Origin of the sequence: Hydrogenovibrio sp., from assembly GCF_965140365.1 — a bacterium.
GTDB lineage: Bacteria > Pseudomonadota > Gammaproteobacteria > Thiomicrospirales > Thiomicrospiraceae > Hydrogenovibrio.
Map to the genome: position 1 here is coordinate 504,799 of NZ_OZ223196.1, position 21,492 is coordinate 526,290.

Here is a 21,492-nt window from a genome sequence, read left to right on the forward strand (position 1 = left end):
CAGGCGACTTTTGGCGAAGTTTTTTCCAAAGGATAAATGATTTTGCAGCGTTCCAAACGCCGGAATACGTTATAATCCATTGTTTATTTCAAGCAATAAAATCAAACAGATGCACTTGATACGGGGTTTACACAATTTGGGTTCAGTCCAGGGCGCCTTTAGTCGGGGCTGTGTGTTGACCATCGGTAATTTCGACGGCGTGCATCTCGGGCACCAAGCCATCTTGCAACAAGTGCGGGATTTGGCCGCTGCCAGCGGTTTGCCTTCGGTGGTGATGGTGTTTGAGCCACTGCCCATCGAATATTTTGCGCCGCAATCCGCGCCGGTGCGTTTGATGAATTTGCGCGAAAAACTGGCCGCCTTTCAGGATAGCGGTGTGGACCATGTATTGGTGTGTCGTTTTGATGCCTCCTTTGCGGCTTGGTCGGCCGACGACTTTGTTCAGAATTTGTTGAAAGACCGTTTAAATGTGCGTCATTTGGTGATCGGTGACGATTTCCGGTTCGGGCGGCAACGCCTTGGTAATTTCGATTTTCTTGTGGAGCAGGGCGAGAAACTCGGCTTTGATGTGACCGATGTGGCGACGTTTGAGGTTGACGGAGAGCGTGTCAGCAGTACGCGGGTTCGGCAAGCATTGGCCCAACATAACTTGTCGTTGGCCGGGCGTTTGTTAGGGGGCGATTTTCGTTTTCAGGGCCGAGTCATTCATGGCCAGAAACTGGGACGAAAAATCGGCTTCCGAACACTGAATTTGAACCCCAAACGAATTCAGATGCCGCTGGAAGGGGTTTATGCCGTCAAAGTGAGCGGGTTGGCGGACATGGACTGGCCCGGCGTTGCCAATATCGGCGTTCGCCCAACCGTTAACGGTACACGGCCATCCATTGAGGTGCATTTGTTCAATTGGCAGAAAGAGGTTTACGGCGCGCACATCGGCGTTAAAATAGAAGGCTTCATTCGTTCCGAAATGAAGTTCGATTCGCTTGACGCCTTGACCGTGCAAATTCAAAAAGATGCCCGAATGGCTCGTAAAATGCATGGCCTGGAAGACGATTAAGCGGTGCGAAACGCCGCTCAAACCGAATTTTTAAAAATCTAAACTGAAGTTATCGACATGACAAAAGATTACAAACCGACATTAAATTTACCCGAAACCGATTTTCCGATGCGCGGAAATTTACCGAATCGGGAACCGAAACAGGTTGAACGTTGGATGCAGGCCGACCTGTATCGCAAGGTGCGTGACACTATGGCGGGGCGTCCGAAGTTTATTTTGCATGACGGGCCTCCGTATGCCAACGGTAAAATTCATATCGGTCATGCGGTGAATAAAGTGCTGAAGGATATGATCGTCAAATCCAAAGGTTTGAGCGGGTTTGATGCGCCTTATGTGCCGGGCTGGGATTGCCATGGTTTGCCGATTGAGTTGAATGTCGAGAAGAAAAAAGGCAAAGTCGGCCAGAAAATCGATGCCACCGAATTCCGCCAGGCCTGCCGCGACTACGCCCAAAAGCAAGTGGATGCGCAAATGACGGATTTCAAACGTCTGGGGGTTGTGGCGGATTGGGATAAGCCTTATTTGACCAAAGATTACCAGTTTGAAGCCAATGAAATCCGTGCTTTGGCGAAAATCGTCGAAAACGGCCATTTGATGAAAGGCACCAAACCGGTTTACTGGAGTGTTGGCGGGCATTCCGCCTTGGCGGAAGCCGAGGTGGAGTATGAAGACAAACGTTCTCACGCCATCGATGTGCGCTTCAAAGTGCTGGATGAAACCGCGTTTTTCGAGCGTTGTCATCATGTGGAAGCGCAAGTGGGTGAAGGCCCATTATCGGTGGTGATTTGGACCACGACGCCTTGGACGCTGCCGGCCAACCAGGCGGTCTCGATCAACCCGGAATTGGAATACGCCGTGGTGCAGGTGGAAGGCGAAAACGGGCCGGAGCGTCTGTTCCTGGCCGAAGCGCTTTTAAAAGACAGTATGGACAAATGGGGCTTCGAACACTATCGCGTCATTGCTTATGGTCGTGGCGATCAGTTTGAGTTGATCCGTCTGCAACATCCGTTTTACGACCGCATTGTGCCGCTGATTCTGGGCGACCACGTCACCACTGATGCCGGAACCGGCTGTGTTCACACGGCTCCGGGGCACGGTCAGGAAGACTACGCGGTCGGTTTGAAATACGATTTGGAAGTGGACTGTCCGGTGGATGGCCGTGGCAATTATGTCGCGGGCACGCCGCTGTTCGAAGGCGAAAATGTCCTTAAGGCCGACGATCATGTGATTGAGGTGTTGCAGGAACATCAGGCCTTGGTACATCACGAAGCGATTGTGCACAGTTATCCGCACTGCTGGCGAACTAAAACCCCGTTGATTTTCCGTGCCACGCCGCAATGGTTCATCAGCATGACGGAAGGCCAGCTGCGCGAACAGGCCATGGATGCCATTCAAAAAGTGGAGTGGGTGCCGGATTGGGGGAAAGCCCGTATCGAAGGGATGGTGGACGGCCGTCCGGACTGGTGTATTTCCCGCCAGCGTTTCTGGGGTGTGCCAATCCCGATTTTTATCCATAAAGCCACGGGGACCATGCATCCGAATACCGTTGAAATGATGGAGAAAGTGGCGCAGATGGTGGAAGAAAAATCCATCGATGCCTGGTACGACCTGGAGCCGGAAGTCTTGTTGGGCGCGGAAGCGGACGACTATGAAAAGGTCACCGACATTCTGGACGTTTGGTTCGATTCGGGTATTTCACACTTCACCGTGCTGGACCAGCGTGATGAATTAACGACGCCAGCGGATTTGTATCTGGAAGGGTCCGACCAACACCGTGGCTGGTTCCAGTCGTCTTTGTTGACGTCCTTGGCGATTCGTGGCGAAGCGCCGTACAAGCAGGTGCTGACGCATGGCTTTACCGTCGATAAAGACGGCAAGAAGATGTCGAAGTCGAAAGGTAATGTGGTGGCTCCGCAAGACATTGCCAACAAATTCGGGGCGGATATTCTGCGTTTGTGGATTGCCGCGGCGGATTACCGTTATGAAATGACGGTGTCCGATGAAATCATCCAACGCACCGCGGACGCTTATCGTCGTATCCGTAATACCTCGCGCTTCCTGCTTGCAAACCTGAACGGTTTCGACCCGAAAACCGATGTCGTGCCGTATGACGAGATGTTGCCGTTGGATCAGTGGGCGGTTGGTCAAGCCGCGCAGATTCAACAGGAAGTGGAAGCGGCCTATGAGTCCTATCATTTCCATACGATTTATCAGGCCGTGACGCACTTCTGTTCCGTTGAACTGGGTGCGTTTTATCTGGATGTGATCAAGGACCGTCAGTACACCTGTAAGGCAGACAGTTTGCCACGTCGTTCCGCGCAAACCGCCTTGTATCATATCGTGGAAGCCTTGACGCGCTGGATTGCGCCGATTTTGAGCTTCACCGCCGAGGAAATTTGGCAGTCGTTGCCGGGCGAGCGTTCGGACACCATCTTTACCGAGCAGTGGTACGATGGCCTGACGGCATTGGACGAAACACAGTCAATGAATTCGGCTTACTGGGCGCGCATGATGGACGTGCGCTCGGCGGTGGCCAAACAGTTGGAACAGCTGCGAAATGACGGTGTGGTCAAAGGGTCTTTGACGGCCGAAGTGACGCTGTATGCGGATGGCGAACTGCTCGAGCAGATTCAGGCTTTGCAGGACGAATTGCGGTTTGTCCTGATTACCTCTTACGCCGCCGTGAAGCCGGTGTCGCAAAAAACCGACACGGCGGTCACCACCGATGTGGATGGGTTGTGGGTGGCTGCCGGAGCGGCGGATAAACCGAAGTGCGGTCGTTGCTGGCACCATCGCGAAGATGTGGGTTCTCACAGTGAAGATGAGGATTTGTGCCAACGTTGTATCGATAATGTTTATGGTGAAGGGGAGCAGCGTCAGTTTGCTTAAAACCGACCAGGCCTGGTCGGTTTAACCAATGACGTATCGTTTATGACGCATTCAACCTCTCTTTCCCAATCGGCGCTGAAAACGCTGTGGCTGGCCGTGGTGCTGTTGGTGTTGGATCAGTTGACTAAATACTGGGCCAATACCGGGTTGGCATTGGGTGAGCCGCTGGCGATTTTGCCGCATTTGAACTTCACGTTGGTCTATAACTACGGCGCGGCCTTCAGCTTTCTGGCCGATATGGGCGGCTGGCAGCGTTGGCTGTTCACCGGGTTGGCGCTGGGCGTGAGCGGTGCTTTGCTGTATTGGTTGTCGAAATTGCCGAAGACTTGGAGTGCGGAAACCGTCGGCATCAACCTGATTCTGAGCGGTGCCATCGGTAATGTCATTGATCGGATTCTGTTCGGTCGCGTGACCGACTTCGTCGATTTCTATATCGGTTCCTGGCATTACGCCACTTTCAATGTGGCGGATATGGCGATTAATATCGGGGCGGGGTTGTTGATTCTGTCCGAGTTCTGGTTAAAGCCAAGACGTGAAAAGCGTGCACGCGCTGTGAAAGGCGACGAATCCTAAGCCTTTGAGGCTTTTCTTTTTCCTACTTTCTTGGTTTATTTCAGCGTTTATTTCCGTCTGATGTCTGTGATGACGTTGGCTTGGTTTGTTGTGCCTGCTGTTTGGCTTTTTCGGACTTTTCCAGTTGATTGGCGAGTTTGGTCAGGCGGCTTTGTAGCTTCCAGAATAAGTAGGCCGGTTGTTCACACACATCGGGTTTGGGTGTTTTGAGCATGTCCGCTGACCTGTCTAACGTTTTGAAATGTCATTTAAAGACCATTATAGCCGATTGTGCTCGATTCGCCATCGAGCTAGCTTTAAGGGTGTTGATGACTGTATCGACTAGCGAACGGTTTTCTGTAAGATTTTCAGCATACGGTAAGATGGGTAACCATCGGCGGGTAAACCATTTTGCAGTTGGAAAGCGCGTAGCGCGCTGCGGGTTTTGCTGCCGGCAATCCCGTCGATTTTACCGATGTCTTCACCGGCCAGGGCCAAGCGTTCTTGCAATTCTTTGATTTGGTCGCGGGTGAGAGATTTGTCGTCTTTCGGGGCGGTTTTGCTCAGTGGCGGACGTCCGACAATGCGATCCGCCAGGTGGCCGACGGCGAGCGCATAGCTGTCGGAACGGTTCCAACGTTTGATCACGTCGAAGTTATCGAACACCAAAAACGCCGGTCCACGGTAGTCGTACGGCAAGAGTAAAGCGGCTTCCATGTCGGCTTCCGGTAACGGGCGTCCATCGGCCAGTTTTAAACCGAGTTGACGCCATTTATCCAATGGGCGTTTGGTACGCCCGTCGGCCAGGGCCAAATCAAAGTTTTCCGGTAAGGTGACTTCTCGTCCCCAGTTTTCTTCACGCTGCCAACCCAATTCGTTCAGGAAGTTTCCCATGGAAAAAAAGACGTCTGGCAGGCTGTTCCAAAGGTCGCGTTTGCCGGAGTTATCGGCATCCACGGCGTAGCGTAAATAATTGCTGGGCATGAATTGACACTGTCCCATGGCGCCGGCCCAAGAGCCTTTCATTTGGGCCGGATCGATATGGCCCTGGTCGATAATGCGCAAAGCCGCCATGAGCTCTTTCTGGAAAAACTCGGAGCGACGTTGGTCGTAAGATAAAGTGGCAAGCGACTCGATAATCGGGGTGTTGCCGGTGTAACCGCCGAAGTTGGTTTCCATGCCCCAAAAAGCAATTAAGAAACGCCCGGGAACGCCATATTCGCGCGTGACTTCTTGCAGTTGCGGTTTGTATTTTTCATACAGTTTTTGACCGGTTTCAATGCGCCAGTCGGTGACGGCGCGGTTGAAATATTGCCAAAAAGTGCGGGTGAACTCGGGTTGGCGACGATCCAACTCCAGCACGCGTTCATTCAAATGCACGTTTTTGAAGGCTTTATTCAAGGTTTGTTGGGAAATGCCATCCTGGTGGGCCTGTTTTTTAAAGTCTTTTAGCCAGGCCTGGAAATCGGCGTCGGATTGTGGTGGTGGCTCATAAGCCATGGCCGGCGAGAGCGTCAGCAGAAATGCTACGAAAATCGTGAAAAAGAGTTGTGTGATGCGTGTCATAAAAAAATCATAAGCCGATGTTCAAAAGTGCATTTTGTATAGTGTTATTTATATAAGTGCGTTCTAATAATGTCGCCATAGGAAGGCCATTTTACTAAAGTGGTTGGTCGTAATGCAGTAAAATAACGTTTTTGTCGATAGGTAATTTCAATGTGTCGTTTTTTTGCAACGTCTCCGCCGGGTTTGAACGAGCTGCTTCGTGAAGAGTTGACCCGTTTTGGCGCGGAAAACATCAAAGTTCAGCCAACAGGCGCGACCTTTGAAGGGCCTTTGGACGTGGGCTACCGGACTTGCCTTTGGTCGCGTCTGGCCAACCGGGTCTATTATGTGCTGCTGGAAACCGAGGTGCCGAATCAGGAAGCCTTGAGTGAGCAGGTGGCGAGCATTGACTGGGTTCAGCATCTCGCGCAAGACGGTACTTTTGCGGTGTCCTTCACCGGGAAAGGGCTGGGGATTGAACACAGCCATTACGGCGCTCTGAAAATCAAAGACGGCATTGTCGATTACTTTCGCGAACGTTACCAAACGCGTCCATCGGTGGATGCCACCACGCCGGACATTCGTGTGCACGGTCACGTCAATCGTAACCATTTGACGCTGAGTTTGGATTTGGCCGGTTACAGTTTGCACCAGCGTGGCTATCGCGAAGGCATGCAGGTCACAGCACCCCTGAAGGAGAATGTCGCGGCGGCGATTTTGATGCGGGCCAATTGGCCGGAAATCGCCCAACGCGGTGGTTCTTTGTACGACCCCATGTGCGGTTCCGGTACCTTTTTGGTCGAAGCGGCGATGATGGCGTCCGATGCGGCACCAGGCCTGGCCAAATCCGGTGAAATGCTGTTGAACTATTGGCGAGGGCACGACGAAGTCCTTTGGGAAAATCTGGTTGAAGAAGCCGAACAACGTGAAACCGAAGGTTTGCGCCATTTGCCGATGATTTACGGCTCGGACATTTCTCATAAATCGTTGGACATTGCCCGAGAAGCCATTCAAGCCGCTGGCTACGACGATGTGATTGAGATTAAACAAATGAGTGTTGAGCAGGGTCGCAAATGGGGCGATTGGCCAACCGGTCTGATTGTAACCAACCCGCCTTACGGCGAGCGCCTGAGCGATGAAGAGTCGGTTAAGCAAATTTACATGCAGCTGGGTGAATACCTGAAGTCGGAATTCAAAGACTGGAAAGCGGCGGTGTTGACGTGCAACACCGAACTGGGCATGTACTTGGGCATTAAGGCAAAACGGTCGCACGACTTTTATAACGGGGCCATGGAATGCCGCTTGTTCCGTTTTGATTTGGACGAAAGCCTCTTTCGCCAACCGGCCTTGCAGGTCAAGTCGGATTTGGTCTCTCAAGTTCGACGTTTGCAGCCTGAATTGGCCGAATCCGACAATGCTCGCATGGTCGCCAATCGTATTCGCAAGAACATGAAAGGGCTAAAGAGCTGGATTAAGCAGCAGGACATTCGCGCCTACCGCGTTTACGATGCCGACATCCCGGAATATGCCCTGGCGATTGATTTGTACGATACGCTGGAAAGTGGCTTGTGGGTGGTGGTGGCCGAATACGCGCCGCCGAAAACGGTGAACCCGACCAAGGCCAAACGCCGTTTGTATGAAGCTTTGTCCGTGCTGCCGGAGGTGTTTGACGTGGCGGCGGAACGCATTGTTTTCAAGGTGCGAAGCCAGCAAAAAGGCCAGGACCAATACGAGAAAATGGACGAGCAGAAAGCCTTTTTTACAGTGGTGGAAAACCAAACCAAAGTTCGCGTCAATTTTACCGATTATTTGGATACGGGCTTGTTTTTGGACCACCGAGACGTGCGCCGTGAAGTGGCCAAGCTGGCCAGCGGAAAACGTTTGTTGAACCTGTTCTGTTACACTGCCAGTGCCACGGCGGAAGCGGTCAAAGCCGGGTGCAAAAGCAGTTTGAGTCTGGATATGTCGAAAACGTATCTGTACTGGGCCAAGCATAATTTCATGTGTAATGACATTGATGAACGTCAGCACCGTTTGCAGCAGGAAAACGTCTTGGAGTGGTTGGATAAGGAAACCGATGGTTCGTCTAAAAGCCCGTCCGAGACCTTTGATGTGATTTTTCTCGATCCGCCGTCCTTTTCGACCTCCAAACGTATGGAAGGCACCTTGGATATTCAGCGTGATCATGTGGATTTAATCCGTAAAACCTTGAAACTGTTGGCGCCGGGCGGGCATTTGGTGTTCTCGAACAATTTGCGTAAGTTCAAGCTCGATCAAACGGCCTTTGCCGACGATTGGACCATTGAAAACATCACTCAACGTACCTTGCCGAAGGATTTTGCCCGTAACCCGAAAATCCACCAGGCCTGGGTGTTTTCGGCGAAATGACGTTTCTCTAAAGCCAAAAGCTTGATTTACATTAAGTCTGATAAGCGTCGTCGGGCGCGTGAAATTTTTTTTGTTAGAATGCCGCGATACGGTCTTTTAGGATGGCGGCCGCTCATAACGATAAAGCGATAGGAAACCCGTATGGAACAGAGTATTCGATTCGACGAAGATTTGATTAAACGCTATAACCAGTCCGGACCGAGATACACGTCGTATCCGACGGCGGTGCAGTTTGACGAATCCTTCGGCATTCCCGAATATCAGGCGGCGGCCGAGCGCAGTAATGCCTCGGACCGTAATCTGTCGTTGTATTTCCATATCCCGTTTTGCGATACGGTGTGTTTTTTCTGTGCCTGTAACAAGGTTTGGACGCGGGACCGCAGCAAAACCACGCCTTACCTGCAACGTTTGTATCGCGAAATCGAAATGCAATCCAAACTGTTCGACCCCAACCGTAAAGTGGATCAGTTGCATTGGGGTGGCGGCACACCGACCTTCATCAATATGGATGAAATGCGCGAATTGATGACGGTGACGCGCCAACACTTTAATCTCCACGACGATGATTCCGGCGAGTATTCGATTGAAATCGACCCACGCGAAGCGAATAAAGAATCCGTCAAATTGTTGCGCGACCTGGGCTTTAACCGTATGAGCCTTGGGGTGCAGGATTTTGACCCGAAAGTGCAGAAAGCGGTGAATCGCATTCAGACCGAAGCACAAACCTTTGACGTGTTGGAAGGCGCGCGAGAAGCCGGGTTTATGTCGGTGAACGTGGATTTGATTTATGGCTTGCCGCATCAGACCGAAGCCGGGTTTATGGCGACCTTGGATAAGGTGTTGGCGGTGGAACCGGACCGTTTTTCGGTATTCAACTACGCTCACATGCCGAGCATGTTCCCGACCCAAAAGAAAATGAACGAAGCCGATATGCCGTCGCCGGATGAAAAACTGGCGATTTTGCATGCCACCACCAACCGGTTGCTGGAGGCCGGCTATGTTTACATCGGGATGGACCATTTTGCCAAGCCGGACGATGAGTTGGCGGTGGCACAACGCAACGAAACCCTGTATCGCAATTTCCAAGGCTATTCCACCCACGCCGAATGTGATTTGATCGGGATGGGGGCGACCTCGATTTCGTTGATCAACAATACCTATGCGCAGAACTACAAGTCGTTAAACGACTATTATGCGGCGATTGATGCCGGGCATTTGGCGGTGTTTCGCGGCGTGGCTCTGACGGAAGACGACGAGTTGAGACGGGATGTGATTACCCGTTTGATCAGCCACTTCCATTTGAACTTTGCCAAAGTGGAACAGCAGTGGGGTATCGTGTTTAATGAGTATTTTGAGCAAGCCCTACCAAAGCTGGTGCCGATGGCGGAAGATGGCTTGATTGAGCTGACGGAAACGGATCTGTATGTCACGGCGGCCGGCCGCTTGTTGATCCGCAATATTTGCATGGTGTTCGATGCCTATTTAAAACCGGATGCACAAAACCGTTTTTCGAAAGTGATTTGAGATTTGATTTAGGCCGCTCTCGCTTCTGTGCGATTTTAAGGGTGTACCTGGCGACGAATCTGTTTAATGTCGTCTTCGGTCAACTCTAAGGCCTGAATGGTGTCTTCATACAGTACCGGTAATTCGGTTTCGAGAATGTCTTTCTTATTTTCCAATGCTAAGACGTGGGCCAATTCCAACATGGCTGTCAGCTGGCGGATGTGTGGGTCTTTGATGCGGTTCAAGTCGTTTTCATGGTGCAGCAAAATCGCTTTACAGACGTCGTCTTTCAATCCCCAATCTTTGGTCATGACATAACCCACCGCACTGTGTGTGGTGCCGAAACGGGCGTACTCGTCTTGGTGCACTTGGTAATGGTTTACCAGACTCGCCACAAAGGTTTCCGGGTGCAGTTTGTCGAGCTCGGCAAACAGAAAGGTGCCGATATCATGCACTAACCCGAACATATAGGCTTCGGCCGTATTGAGTAAATTCAGCTTTTTGGTTAGTTTTACCAGAATATCGGCAATGACGACGCTGTGATAAGACAAGCCTTGTACCGGGCCGGCATCGAGCATTTTTTGAAGTTGTACACAGAGAACATAGTGTTTGATGTTTTTCAGGCCGAGAAAATTGATGGCCGCGTCAATGGATTGAATGCTTTTCGGCTGTGGTTTCTGCTGACTCAACTTATTGGCCAACGCGACTAAATCACCTGCTAAGGCCGGGCTGGTGGCGACTTGCTCTTTGATTTTGGCTGGGTTTGGAAATTCATCTGAATCGAGCAGCTTGCGCAAGGCTATCACTTCTTGAGGGATGGTCACAACCGGGTAGTTAACAAGCAGTTGTCGAGCAACAGCGACTTGATTTTTTAATGACATAGTGCAATCTGGACCTGTAAGTATTTTTTATGTTATGGGTTATGGCGTCTGAATTTTTAGGGCGGTGGGGTTAACAAGGGTTTGATGGCGTCCATAAAGCGTGGTAGAGCGCCGGATTGTTTCTTAAAGCAATCGTGAGCTCGTTGCGCATATTGTTGACGTTGTTCCGGGTTTTGAGCAAATAAGACGAGTTGTTCACCCAGCTGGGCGTCGTCATCGGCGATCGAGATGGCGTTGTCGTCTTTGAAGGTGTCGTAAAGCGCCTGTAAGTTCATGTGGTATTGTCCAGACAGCACCGGTTTGGCCAGCGCGGCGGGCTCCAGAATGTTATGGCCGCCGAAGGGAACCAGGCTGCCGCCAATAAAGGCGGCGTCGCTGATTTGAAACCAAAGCATTAATTCCCCAATGGTATCGGCCAAGTAGACTTGGGTGTCGGAATTGATAAGGTCTCCGCGGGAACGCACGGCCGTGTTTAAACCGGATTGTTTGAGGTATTGGCCGACTTCGGCAAAACGGTCAGTGTGTCGCGGCACCAAAATCAATAACGCGTTCGGGGTGGATTTCAGTAAAGTCCGATGAGCCTTTAACATGAGTTCTTCTTCAGAAACCTGACCTTCTTTCACCGGGCCATGCGTGCTGGCGGCCACCCAGATAAAGCGCGTTTCGGAATGGGCGTTTTTTCGCCAGGCCTGGGCGTTTTCGGCTAAATCGGACGGGATATGAATATCGGACTTGAGGTTGCCGAGCTGCTGAATACGATTTTTGCTTGCCCCCAATGCAATCAAATGGTCTGTATCCGCTTTGAATTGACTGACAATCAGGTGGGTTTGATTCAGCGCATTGGCAATTAGGCGACCGCCCCATTTGCGGTAGGCCTGAAACGATTTTTCTTTAATGCGCGCATTGGCCAGCACCAATGGAATCTGGCGGTCATGGCAGGCCTGGTATAAATTCGGCCAGATTTCGGTTTCCACCATAATCACCAGTTTGGGAGCGATGTTGTCCAGAAAACGTTGTACCGCTCCGGGATAATCGTATGGAATCATTTGATGCTGAATCGGCACCGGTGCGAAGCGTAAGGCTTGCTGCGCCCCTTGCGTTGAACCGCTGGTCACAGTGATGGGCAGGTTTGGATATTGTGCTTTCAGTTCCGTCAGAAGGGGGAAGATTGAACGGGTTTCGCCGACGGAAACGGCGTGTATCCAAATGCCGCCTTTTTGAAATGATGGCGTGTTCCAGCCGAACCGGGCGCGAAAGCATTGCGGAATCGGCGCATAATCGCTTTCCTGACGAGCGAGTCTATCGGCTTTCCGGCAGCGCTTCCAGCCGGAATAGGCAATCAGTGGAAACGCCAAAAATAATAGAAGTCGGTAAAGCCAAAGTCCCATCGTCAGCCGTCGTTATCGGTTGAGGTCGTAAATTTGAATAACGCCGACAATGCGGTTCTGATCTGAGACTAGCAAGGAGGTGATTTTCTGTTGAGTCATCATTTCCTCGGCATCCGATAGGCGGGCATCGGCCTCAATGGTTTTCGGCTGGCGTTTCATGATTTCACCGGCGGTCTTTTGCAAGAAAGTGTCGGTGTTTTCTTCCATTTGGCGGCGTAAATCGCCATCGGTGATGATGCCTTCGCCGTCGTTGACAATGCACAATCCAAGCCGCCCGTCGGTCATGGCATGAATGATTTCTTTCATATTGGCCGTGGCGGGAATGAACGGTAGGTTTTCCGACTTCATTTCGTGTTTGACGCGGGTGAGCAGTTTGCGCCCGAGGCTGCCGCCGGGATGGAAGCGGGCAAAGTCCTGCGGTTGAAAGTTGCGCGCTTCCATCAGCGCCACGGCCAGAGCGTCGCCCATGACTAAGGTGGCGGTCGTGGAAGACGTTGGGGCCAGTTGGTGTGGGCAGGCTTCTTGCGGTACCGCAATGTTCAAATGGAATTCGGAATTTTTCGCTAAGGTCGATTCCGGTCGCCCGGTCATGGAGATGATGATGTTGCCGTTGTCTTTCAAAAACGGAATCAGTTTGATGACTTCTTCGGTTTCACCGGAATTGGAAATGGCCAGAAACACATCTTCAGGTGAGACCATGCCCAAATCGCCGTGAAAGGCTTCGCCCGGGTGCATGAAAAAACAGGGTGTGCCGGTGCTGGCGAGGGTGGCCATGATCTTTTTACCAATGAGTCCGGATTTTCCCATGCCGCAGATAACCAGTCGTCCTTGTGTCGCCAGAATGGCGTCGACACTTTGAGTGAAATGATCATCCAGTAGTTGTTTCAAGTGCGTGATGGCTTCGGCTTCAATGTCGAAAACCCGTTTTGCGATGTCGATAGCGCTCATGTTTTTCCTTTGCGGATGTGTTCGATTGGCTGATAATCGGTTCAGCCCTAATATTAAAGCAGATGCTTTGCCGTATTAAAACTTATAGGCAATGTGTAAATTGTGAAAATCCGTGCCAGGGTTCGGTGTTTCGATATTGGCGTTGGAAATATGCAAGTAGCGATAACCGATTTCGAACTGGTCACTTTGCACTCCCAGACCGAAAATACTGCCGAATTGAAACTGGGTGGATTTGAATTCATTTTCGATGGTGACGTCCGACAGGTATTGCGGGCCGCCGCCCAGTTCCAGGTAAGGTTTGACCTGGCCGGTTTTCCAAATGTAATGAAATACAGGGGTCAGGCCGACAATATAACCGCTTTTGTTTTCGGCATCTTTGTCGGTGGAGTACCAGTAATTGGCATTGACCTCCCAGCGTCCGCCAATCCGAAAATGTTGGTTGTCGAATAATGGTTTTTGCCAGTCGGCCCCGAAGGCGATACGGTTATTTTGGATGGTGTTGTCAGCACCAACGTCAACACTCAGTGATAGCTTGTCGGTGTTTAGGCTTGGATCGAATGAGCAAGGCGCTTGCCCTTCGTAGCAGGCATAACCGAAGGATCCGATCGCTCCGATGATGGTGAGGTTCATTAACAGACTGTTGGAGCTGTCGGCGTGTGCTTTTGGAGTGGTGATGGCGAACAGCAAGGCGAGAGCAATGAAAAGTGACCGTAAAGTCGGGTTAAAAACGAACATTAAAATAGAATCCTGTTAGACTTATGTCAGAGTTTTAAATCATAATAAAAGCTTTCGATATTTTAATCTAATCAATCCATGAAAATGCACGATTTTTCCAAAACCAAGATTTTAGTTGTCGGCGATGTCATGTTGGATCAGTATTGGTCCGGACGCGCTGGCCGTATTTCACCTGAAGCCCCGGTACCGGTGGTCAAAGTGGCCGACGAAGATGTCCGGGCCGGTGGCGCCGCAAATGTGGCGTTGAACATTGCTGACTTGGGGGCCCAAGTTCAGTTAATGGGCATTGTCGGACGAGACAGTTTCGGAGAGCAGTTGTCTCAGGTATTGCAAAAGGCCGACGTGGCCTCGGATTGGGTGTATTCCGAGGCGGGCACCATTTGTAAATTGCGCGTACTGAGCCATCACCAGCAATTAATTCGGATGGATTTTGAAAATTCCGTGCCGGAAAAAGATGCTCAGGCACTCGCCGATTTGGTCGCGTCTCAAGTCGCGCAGTTCGATGTGATGGTGATTTCGGATTACGCCAAAGGGGCTTTGCAGTACGTCGAAAAAATGATTGAGGTGGCCAATCAGCAAAATGTACCGGTCTTGATTGATCCGAAAGGCGATGATTTTACACGTTACAGTGGTGCGACCTTAGTGAAGCCCAATCAGGGTGAATTTGAATTGATTGTCGGCGCTTGTCCAACGGAACAGGATGTCGTGGAGCGTGGTGAAAAACTGATTCGTGACATCGATATTGAAGCTTTATTGGTGACGCGAAGCGAACATGGTATGGCGTTGGTGGAGCAAGGTGCGAAAACGACGTTGTTGAAATCACAGGCGCAGGAAGTGTTTGACGTCACCGGCGCAGGCGATACCGTGATTGCGACCTTGGCGACGGCTTTCGGCAGTGGTATGAGTTTGCCCGATTCGGTGCGCTTGGCGAATGAAGCGGCCAGTATTGTGGTGCGTAAAGTCGGCACCTCTACGGTCACGCGGGTGGAGCTGGAAGAGCAGGTGTATGCTTCTCAACGACATCAGGGCTATGTCTCCATGTCGGAAGATGAGGTGGCGGCACTGATTCGTATTGCTCAGGAAAAGGGTGAGAAGGTGGTCTTTACCAACGGGTGTTTTGATTTGCTACACAGCGGGCACGTACGTTATTTGAACGAAGCCGCGAAAACCGGCGATCGTTTGGTGGTGGCCGTGAATTCTGATGAATCGGTCAAACAATTGAAAGGTGACAGTCGGCCGATTGTGTCGTTGGAAGGCCGGATGGAATTGTTGTCGGCCTTGAGTTGCGTCGACTGGGTGGTGCCGTTTGGTGAGGAAACGCCGGAGCGCCTGATCTGTAAATTGAAACCGGATGTCTTGGTCAAAGGCGGAGATTACAAACCGGACGAAATCGCCGGTGCGCAGTGTGTGTGGGATAATGGCGGGGAAGTCGCTGTTTTGTCTTTTTGGGATGGGTATTCCACCACCAATATGGTGGACAAAATTCAAGCGCAAGAATGAAAAGTGGAAAAAACGTGTAATGAACTTAGAACATGCTTTGCAAGCGCATCAAAAAGCCATACAATCTGTAACTGAATCGTCACAAATACTTACAGAACTGGTTGATAGAATTGTTCAGTCCCTCAATGACGGTGGGAAAGTTTTGTGGATGGGGAATGGCGGCAGTGCGGCGGATGCTCAGCACATGGCCGCGGAGCTGATGGTGCGCTATGTGAAGAACCGCGCGCCCCTCGCATCGGTGGCTTTGACGACCGATAGCTCGATTTTAACCGCGCACACCAATGACTTTGAATTCGAAACCCTGTTCTCCCGTCAAATAGAAGGTTTGGCCAGGCCTGGGGATGTTGTGATTGGCTTGTCGACATCGGGTCGTAGCCCAAACGTCGTAAAAGGCATTGAAAAAGCCCGCGACCTTGGGTGTGTGACGGTGGCCATGACCGGCAATCAGCCGACCGTATTGACCGAGATTTCGGATTTCTGTTTTCAGGTGGATTCCAATGAAACTGCTCGAATACAGGAAGCACACAGCTTTATCAGTCATCTTCTTTGCGAAGGGCTGGATGAGGTATTTGGATAGGAGGTTCTAATTTTTACATCTTGGGCCTCCTGTATGTACGATTGTTTTGAGGGTGCTCAATGTCATATATTCTAGCGGCGGATGTCGGAGCGACGAAAGTGTTGTTGCGTGCATCGGATACGACCAAAAATCTTTCTTTGGCCGAAAAACGCTATCTCAGTGCGGATTTTTCTTCTCTAACGGCTTTAATTGAAGCCTTCCTGTCCGAATTCGACTTACCTGCCATTGACGCGGCTTGCTTAGGTTTGCCGGGCCCTGTTAAAGGTCGGCGCGTTGAACTAACCAATTTACCCTGGACCGTGGACGCGGATGCCTTGGAAACTTTGTGCGGCATTGACCGTGTGGAGATTATCAACGATTTTTATGCTGCGGCCTTGGGAATCGACGATTTGCAATCAGAAGACCTCGTGTGTTTGCAGGAGGGGCAGTATGATCCTTCCGGTAACCGCTTGGTGATTGGTGCCGGGTCAGGCTTAGGGGTTGCGCCAGTCAAAAACTGTAATGGTTATTTTATTCCGCAGCCGTCCGAAGGGGGGCATGCGGATTTTGCTCCGCTCAACAACGAACAAGACAAAATTCTCGCCTGGCTGCGTAAAAAATGGCCGCATGTTTCTTATGAACGTCTGCTGTCCGGCGAAGGCCTGGAAACCCTCTACTTCTTTTACAGTATTCAAGCGCATGGCCACGGTAAACGCGGCATTAATGCCGCTGATATTCATCAGGCGGCTTTGGAGGGCGAGCAGATTGCTGTGCAGACATTGGATACGTTTGTTGAAATTTATGGCGCTTACATTGGTAATGCGGCATTGATTTGGGAGTCTCAGGCGGGGATTTTTGTCGCCGGGGGAATTGCGCCGAAAATACAGGATTGGATGACGCAACCGCGGTTTATCCATGCTTTCTTAAATAAGGGGCGTATGAAAAAAATTGTCGAAACCTTTCCGGTTTATCTGGTGGTCAATGAATCGGTCGGTTTACTCGGTGCGGTCAAACAAGCACAAAGAATGATTGTCGAACACGCTGTATAACGGAGTGCCTAGATGGTTTGTCGAAACTATTTTCGGTTGCATGGATCGAGAGGAGATATGAAAGGATGAAGTATTACTGTGAAACAAAAACCGCAACGGATTTAACCCGTAAGACATTAGCTTTGGTGTTGGCCGGAGGAGAAGGAAGCCGTTTGAAGGATTTAACCAAATGGCGCGCGAAACCGGCGGTTCCATTCGGCGGTAAGTATCGTATCGTGGATTTTGTCTTATCCAATTGCGTGAATTCTGGGATTCGTAAAATTGGTGTATTGACCCAATATAAATCCCATTCCCTGATTCGACACATTCAGCGGGCCTGGTCGTTTATGCGATATGAAGTTGGTGAGTTCGTCGAGTTATTGCCGGCGCAACAGCGAGTGGATAAGGGCTGGTACAAAGGCACGGCGGACGCGCTCTATCAAAACTTGGATATCCTACGCCGCCATACGCCGGAATATGTGTTGGTGCTGGGGGGGGATCATATTTATTCGATGGATTACAGTAAAATGCTCTATGACCACGCTGAATCCGGTGCGGATGTGACGATCGGATGTATTGAGGTGCCAAGAATGGAAGCCACCGGTTTTGGTGTCATGTCGGTTAATGACAACCTGGAAATTACCAAGTTTACCGAAAAGCCAGCCGACCCGGAAGCCATACCGGGAAAACCCGATAAAGCACTGGCCTCGATGGGGATTTATGTGTTTTCCACCGAGTTCTTGTTTGAAAAACTGATTGAAGATGCCGATAACATGACCTCCTCACGGGATTTCGGTAAGGATATCATCCCATCGGTGATTGCCGATTGGCATGTGCGGGCGTTTCCGTTTCAGGATGATGATAATAAGCCGGTTTATTGGCGAGATGTGGGTACCATTGAATCTTACTGGAAAGCCAGTTTGGATTTATGTTCGGTCACACCGGAGTTGAATTTGTATGATGAAGATTGGCCGATGTGGACCTATCAAGCCCAAATGCCACCGGCTAAGTTTATTTTTGATGACGAAGGTCGGCGTGGTGAAGCGATTGACTCCATGATTGCGGGTGGCTGTATTATTTCCGGTGCGCGTATCAAGCGTTCGGTGATTTCCAGTGGTGGGCGCATTCACAGTTATACTCTCATCAAAGACTCGGTGTTGTTGCCAAGAGTGGAAGTGCAGCGAAACTGCCGTATCCAAAATGCCGTTATTGATAAAGGAAGTATTATTCCTGAAGGCACGATTATTGGTGAAAATTTGGAAGACGATAAAAGACGTTTTTATGTTGAGGAATCTTCTGGTATTGTGTTGGTAACGCCGGAAATGCTTGGACAAAAATTGCACGTTACTCGTTAAGAATGCTCAACTAGGTGATTAGATCCCTGTTATGGAACCGAAAAAAATTAAATTGGTGCTGTGTTGGCACATGCATCAACCGCATTATCGAGATGGACTGAATGGTGAATATCGTTTGCCGTGGGTGTATTTGCACGCGATCAAGGACTACACCGATATGGTGGCGCACCTGGAAAAGTTACCCGAAGCGAAAGTGGTGGTGAATTTTGCGCCGGTGTTACTTGAACAGTTGGGTGACTATGCCAAGCAAATGCGCAGTTGGCTACACTCCGGAACCCATATTCAGGACGCTTTGTTGAATTGGGTGTCGGGTGAAACTTCGGTGACCGATGATCTGGCTCAGCGACTCGAAATTGTTCAGGCCTGCCAGAAAGCGTATGCGCCAACCATGATCGATACGTTTCCGGCCTTTCGCCGGTTGTTGGATATGTCCAATTGTGATGAAGCCACTACGCTCGAAGAAGCCGCTTGTTTGTCGTATTTCAATGAACAATATTTTATTGATCTGCTGATGTGGTACCACTTAGCTTGGATGGGGCAAAGTCTGCGCCAGGATGACGAACGGGTTGAAGCCTTGATTGAAACCGGACAAAACGGTGTTCACTTTACAGCAAAAGACCAAAGAATGATGGTTGATGTTATGGCCGATGCGATTGAAGGTGTGATTCCGCGATATCGGCGACTGATGGAAACCGGTCAGATTGAGATTTCCATGACGCCTTATGGGCATCCGATCGTTCCGTTGTTGATTGATTTTGATAGCATGAAAGATGCTCAGCCGCATTCGCCAATGCCGGAGTCCGAATGTTATCCGGACGGCTATGAGCGCGCTAAATGGCATATGGAACATGGTTTTAAGGTGTTTGAAGAATATTTCGGCACCAAGCCAAAAGGGGTTTGGTTGTCGGAAGGCGCGGTCAGCGCTGCGGCCATCGGCTTGCTGGATCATTACGAAATTGACTGGACAGCCTCGGGCGAAGGGGTGTGGCGCCATTCATGTGAGGCGTCGCACCTGGATCATCATGATATCGCTTCTAAACGGGCTTTGTATCAGCCCCTGCAACATGCTACTCAGAATTGTGCGTTGTTTTTCCGTGACGATGGCTTATCGGATTTAATTGGTTTTCAGTACAAGGATTGGAGTCCTCAGGATGCCGCTAATAACTTTGCCCATAATCTGCACAACATCGCTGAAGCTTTGGGTGAAGACGTGGAAGATTATGTGGTGTCGGTCATCTTAGATGGTGAAAATGCTTGGGAATATTATCCCGACAATGCCTATCACTTTTTATCGGCCTTGTATCAAACCTTGGTCGATCACCCTCAGGTGGAAATGACGACGTTTTCCGATGCTCTGCAAAGCGGGGTTCGACCGCGGCATTTGCCGGTTTTGAAAGCCGGTAGTTGGGTGTATGGTTCTTTTTCTACCTGGATTGGGGAGCCAGACAAGAACGCTGGATGGGATTTGCTGGTGGATGCTAAGTTGACCTTTGACAAGGTGATGGCTTCCGGCAAACTGTCGGAAGAGGAGATTCGCCTGGCGACAGAACAGTTGGCGGTTTGTGAAGGCTCAGACTGGTTTTGGTGGTTCGGTGATTATAACCCGTCGGGGAGCGTGAAAGACTTTGATCAACTGTTCCGGCGTCACCTCGAAAAACTGTTTATTTTGCTGGGCGAAAAACCGCCTGAACAACTCTCCATTCCACTGTCTTATGGTGGCGGCGATATGGAAAATGCCGGCACCATGCGGCGAAATTAAACCCTTAGGGGTTTTATAAGAGGCACGGCCATATGAGACAACGACAAGCCGGCGTATTGCTGCATCCTACCTCCTTGCCGTCGGGCAAAATCGACGAGCAGGCCTGGCGGTTTTTGGAGTGGATGGAAGCGGCCAAGTTAACGGTTTGGCAGATGTTACCCTTGACCGAACCGGTGCAAGGTTTGTCGCCTTATCAAAGTGTGTCGGCTTTTGCGATGAATCCGGCGTTGTTGCCAGAGGACTGGCAGGACCAAATCAATGAAACCGACTATTTGGCTTTTTTAGCTGACGCCCCGCACTGGCTTGAAAATTATGCTTTATTCATGGCGTTACGGAATCATTTCAACCAGGCTTCTTGGGCCGACTGGCCCACTGCATACCGGAATCGCGGCAAACAAGCATTGATGGATTTTGCGTTGACGCATGCCGAGCAGATTGACTTTTTAAAACGACAACAATATGTGTTGCTGAAAAACTGGCTGGCTTTAAAGCAGTCTGCTAATGCGAAAGGCATTGAATTGTTTGGCGATATGCCGATTTTTGTGGCTTACGATAGCGCCGATGTATGGGCCAACCCGCACTTGTTTAAATTGGATGAAAACGGGCAGCCAACCGTGGTGACGGGGGTGCCGCCCGATTATTTTTCCGAGACAGGTCAACGCTGGGGGAACCCGCATTATGATTGGCAAGCGATGCAGGAAGACGGTTTTCAGTGGTGGTTGCAGCGGGTAGAAGGGGCGCTTGAGTTATTCGACTTGATTCGTATCGATCATTTTCGTGGTTTAGAAGCTTGCTGGGAAATTGATGCCAGTGAAGAAACCGCCATAAACGGCCATTGGGTCAAAGTACCCGGTGAGGCTTTCTTGAAGGCTTTGCAGGCTGAGTTCCCGCGGCTGCCTTTGGTGGCCGAAGACTTGGGAATCATTACGCCGGAAGTGGTGGCGCTGAAAGAAGCGTTCGACTTGCCGGGGATGTCGGTGTTGCAATTCGGCTTTAACGGCTTGCCGGATAACCCGCATGCCTTGTCGGAACAGGTGGAAAACTCCGTGGTGTATACCGGTACGCACGATAATGACACCACGCTGGGTTGGTGGGCCTCTTTAGAAGGTGAGGAGTATCGTCATTGGGTGTTGTCACAGTTGCCAAACTCACAAGAACCCATGCCTTGGCCGGTGGTTGAAGCGGCGTTGAGCTCCGTTGCGTATTTAGCCATGATTCCGATGCAAGATTTTTTAGAGCTGGGAAATGAAGACCGAATGAACACGCCCGGCACCGTGGATGGTAATTGGCTTTGGAAATTAAGCCCGGAACAATTGACCGAATCTTTGGCCAGTCGAATCGCTACGTTAGTGACGGCCAGTGAACGGAATGGAAAAATTCCGCTAATCTCAGACGAGAAAGAGTAATT

Annotated in this window: 17 protein-coding genes; 11 read left to right on the forward strand and 6 right to left on the reverse strand. The window is 50.6% G+C overall.

The window, feature by feature from the left end; translation table 11 throughout:
- The first annotated feature begins 109 nt into the window (after positions 1–109).
- From ribF to lspA, 3 genes are read left to right on the forward strand one after another with little or no spacing between them, the layout of a single operon-like run.
- Positions 110–1,057 carry a bifunctional riboflavin kinase/FAD synthetase gene (gene ribF / locus AC0KH7_RS02400; RefSeq protein ID WP_472370357.1) on the forward strand — a complete coding sequence of 316 codons (948 nt, stop codon included), beginning with the start codon at positions 110–112 and terminating at the stop codon, positions 1,055–1,057.
- Between the two features lie 57 nt (positions 1,058–1,114).
- Positions 1,115–3,946, forward strand: coding sequence for an isoleucine--tRNA ligase (ileS, locus tag AC0KH7_RS02405; RefSeq protein WP_472370359.1), 2,832 nt, complete (start codon positions 1,115–1,117; stop codon positions 3,944–3,946).
- A gap of 42 nt (positions 3,947–3,988) precedes the next feature.
- Entirely contained in the window at positions 3,989–4,519 is a 531-nt protein-coding gene (gene lspA, locus AC0KH7_RS02410) for a signal peptidase II (protein ID WP_472370361.1), read from the forward strand.
- Between the two features lie 40 nt (positions 4,520–4,559).
- On the opposite strand, the gene AC0KH7_RS02415 is transcribed toward lspA, so the two are convergent.
- A complete protein-coding gene (locus tag AC0KH7_RS02415) occupies positions 4,560–4,733 on the reverse strand; it encodes a hypothetical protein (RefSeq protein ID WP_472370363.1) in 174 nt (57 codons plus the stop codon).
- Positions 4,734–4,840: 107 nt separating this feature from the next.
- Entirely contained in the window at positions 4,841–6,064 is a 1,224-nt protein-coding gene (locus tag AC0KH7_RS02420) for a lytic murein transglycosylase (RefSeq protein ID WP_472370365.1), read from the reverse strand.
- 150 nt (positions 6,065–6,214) lie between these two features.
- Between AC0KH7_RS02420 and rlmKL the strand changes: the two genes are divergently transcribed.
- Positions 6,215–8,431 carry a bifunctional 23S rRNA (guanine(2069)-N(7))-methyltransferase RlmK/23S rRNA (guanine(2445)-N(2))-methyltransferase RlmL gene (gene rlmKL / locus AC0KH7_RS02425; RefSeq protein WP_472370366.1) on the forward strand — a complete coding sequence of 739 codons (2,217 nt, stop codon included), beginning with the start codon at positions 6,215–6,217 and terminating at the stop codon, positions 8,429–8,431.
- 141 nt (positions 8,432–8,572) lie between these two features.
- On the forward strand, positions 8,573–9,955 hold the full coding sequence (hemN, locus tag AC0KH7_RS02430) for an oxygen-independent coproporphyrinogen III oxidase (RefSeq protein WP_472370368.1): 1,383 nt from the start codon (positions 8,573–8,575) through the stop codon (positions 9,953–9,955).
- 35 nt (positions 9,956–9,990) lie between these two features.
- Here hemN and AC0KH7_RS02435 read toward each other — a convergent pair whose 3' ends face one another.
- The 4 genes from AC0KH7_RS02435 to AC0KH7_RS02450 form a co-directional block, all read right to left on the reverse strand.
- The gene (locus AC0KH7_RS02435) at positions 9,991–10,815 is read right to left on the reverse strand and encodes an HDOD domain-containing protein (protein ID WP_472370370.1); all 825 of its coding nucleotides are present in this window, start codon (positions 10,813–10,815) and stop codon (positions 9,991–9,993) included.
- Positions 10,816–10,871: 56 nt separating this feature from the next.
- Positions 10,872–12,203 carry a 3-deoxy-D-manno-octulosonic acid transferase gene (locus tag AC0KH7_RS02440; RefSeq protein WP_472370372.1) on the reverse strand — a complete coding sequence of 444 codons (1,332 nt, stop codon included), beginning with the start codon at positions 12,201–12,203 and terminating at the stop codon, positions 10,872–10,874.
- A gap of 12 nt (positions 12,204–12,215) precedes the next feature.
- Positions 12,216–13,151 carry a KpsF/GutQ family sugar-phosphate isomerase gene (locus AC0KH7_RS02445; RefSeq protein WP_472370374.1) on the reverse strand — a complete coding sequence of 312 codons (936 nt, stop codon included), beginning with the start codon at positions 13,149–13,151 and terminating at the stop codon, positions 12,216–12,218.
- A 75-nt stretch (positions 13,152–13,226) separates the two neighbouring features.
- Entirely contained in the window at positions 13,227–13,886 is a 660-nt protein-coding gene (locus AC0KH7_RS02450) for an acyloxyacyl hydrolase (protein ID WP_472370376.1), read from the reverse strand.
- A 78-nt stretch (positions 13,887–13,964) separates the two neighbouring features.
- Here AC0KH7_RS02450 and hldE point away from each other — a divergent pair, with 78 nt between their 5' ends.
- The 6 genes from hldE (at position 13,965) to malQ (ending at position 21,490) form a co-directional block, all read left to right on the forward strand.
- Entirely contained in the window at positions 13,965–15,386 is a 1,422-nt protein-coding gene (hldE, locus tag AC0KH7_RS02455; protein WP_472370378.1) for a bifunctional D-glycero-beta-D-manno-heptose-7-phosphate kinase/D-glycero-beta-D-manno-heptose 1-phosphate adenylyltransferase HldE, read from the forward strand.
- Between the two features lie 19 nt (positions 15,387–15,405).
- Complete coding sequence (locus AC0KH7_RS02460) at positions 15,406–15,963, forward strand: D-sedoheptulose-7-phosphate isomerase (protein WP_472370380.1); 558 nt, start codon at positions 15,406–15,408, stop codon at positions 15,961–15,963.
- Between the two features lie 59 nt (positions 15,964–16,022).
- Positions 16,023–16,991, forward strand: coding sequence for a glucokinase (gene glk / locus AC0KH7_RS02465; protein WP_472370382.1), 969 nt, complete (start codon positions 16,023–16,025; stop codon positions 16,989–16,991).
- A 65-nt stretch (positions 16,992–17,056) separates the two neighbouring features.
- On the forward strand, positions 17,057–18,325 hold the full coding sequence (gene glgC, locus AC0KH7_RS02470; protein WP_472370384.1) for a glucose-1-phosphate adenylyltransferase: 1,269 nt from the start codon (positions 17,057–17,059) through the stop codon (positions 18,323–18,325).
- Positions 18,326–18,356: 31 nt separating this feature from the next.
- Positions 18,357–20,084 (forward strand): glycoside hydrolase family 57 protein, encoded by a 1,728-nt coding sequence (locus AC0KH7_RS02475; protein WP_472370386.1) that lies wholly within the window; start codon positions 18,357–18,359, stop codon positions 20,082–20,084.
- 32 nt (positions 20,085–20,116) lie between these two features.
- Positions 20,117–21,490 carry a 4-alpha-glucanotransferase gene (gene malQ / locus AC0KH7_RS02480; protein WP_472370388.1) on the forward strand — a complete coding sequence of 458 codons (1,374 nt, stop codon included), beginning with the start codon at positions 20,117–20,119 and terminating at the stop codon, positions 21,488–21,490.
- Positions 21,491–21,492: the final 2 nt, after the last annotated feature.